Annotated in this window: 2 protein-coding genes; both read left to right on the top strand. The window is 67.8% G+C overall.

Features of this window, described 5'->3' with window-relative positions; all coding sequences use genetic code 11:
- Window positions 1–525: TetR family transcriptional regulator (locus A9X04_RS03050; RefSeq protein WP_067917631.1), on the top strand; the 525-nt coding region annotated here is incomplete at its 5' end.
- 32 nt (window positions 526–557) lie between these two features.
- A partial coding sequence (locus tag A9X04_RS03045) for an SDR family NAD(P)-dependent oxidoreductase (RefSeq protein WP_231985650.1) occupies window positions 558–1,036 on the top strand: 479 nt, incomplete at its 3' end.

Genomic DNA, 1,036 nt, shown 5'->3' with positions numbered 1-1,036 from the left:
GTTACTGTAGGCGACATCAGCGCCGCCGCTGGAATCTCCGAGCGCACCTTCTTCCGGTACTTCGCATCCAAGGACGATGTGCTGTTGGCTTACGAACGCCACCTGTGGGACCGTCTGGTCGCCGCGGTGGCCGCCCGCCCGGCCGAAGAAGGCTCCGTCACCGCCTTGCGTGAGGCATTCCTGTCGACCTCTCGCGTCGAACCGGCCGACCGGTCGCGGGCCGCGCAGCTGGGCAGCATCCTCGCGCGGGCGCCCGAACTCAACGCCCGCAGCCGAGGCCATCGGCTGCTCAACGATTCCGATCTGGTCGAGCAGGTCGTGGCCCGCTTCCCGGCGAGCACCGCCACGACCCGTGGCCAGGACCGGGTGATCGTGACCGCGATGAATGCGGTTGCGGCAGCGGAATTCGGCGCTTGGTCGCAGTCCGGCGGCCGCGGTGATCCAGCGGCTCGCATCGGCGCGGCGCTGGCCGTGCTGGAAGAGGGACTCGCTCGATTCGACCGGCCCGAGGAGCGCATGTCGTGACCGACGGCTTCGACCTGTCCGGACGTACCGCGTTGATCACCGGCGCCACCCGGGGCATCGGGCGCGCGATCGCCGCACGACTGGCCGCTGCCGGCGCCGACATCATCGTGACGAGCCGAAAAGCCGACGCCTGCGAACAAACCGCCGCAGAGATCGCCGCCAGCGGGCGGCGCGCGTATGCGTTGCCCGCCAACGTGAACCGCTGGTCGGAATGCGACGGCCTGGTCGCTCAGGCCTATGGGGCAGCCGGCCGGATCGATATCCTGGTCAACAACGCGGGCTCCTCGTTGCGCTACGACAGTGTGGATTCGATCGGCGAGGAACTGTTCGACAAGACAATCGCACTCAATCTCAAGGGTCCCTTCCGACTCAGCGCGCTGATTGGTAGCCGGATGGCCGCCGACGGTGGCGGCAACATCGTCAACATCTCGACCATCTCCGCCCAAATCGGCGCCGGCCACGCCATCGTCTATGCGGCGGCCAAAGCCGGCCTGAACAACCTCACCAAGTC

The organism is Mycobacterium sp. E3247, from assembly GCF_001667785.1.
Taxonomy (GTDB): domain Bacteria; phylum Actinomycetota; class Actinomycetes; order Mycobacteriales; family Mycobacteriaceae; genus Mycobacterium.
Note: the sequence above shows the minus strand (reverse complement) of the source record. Positions and strands in the feature narration are given on the sequence as shown.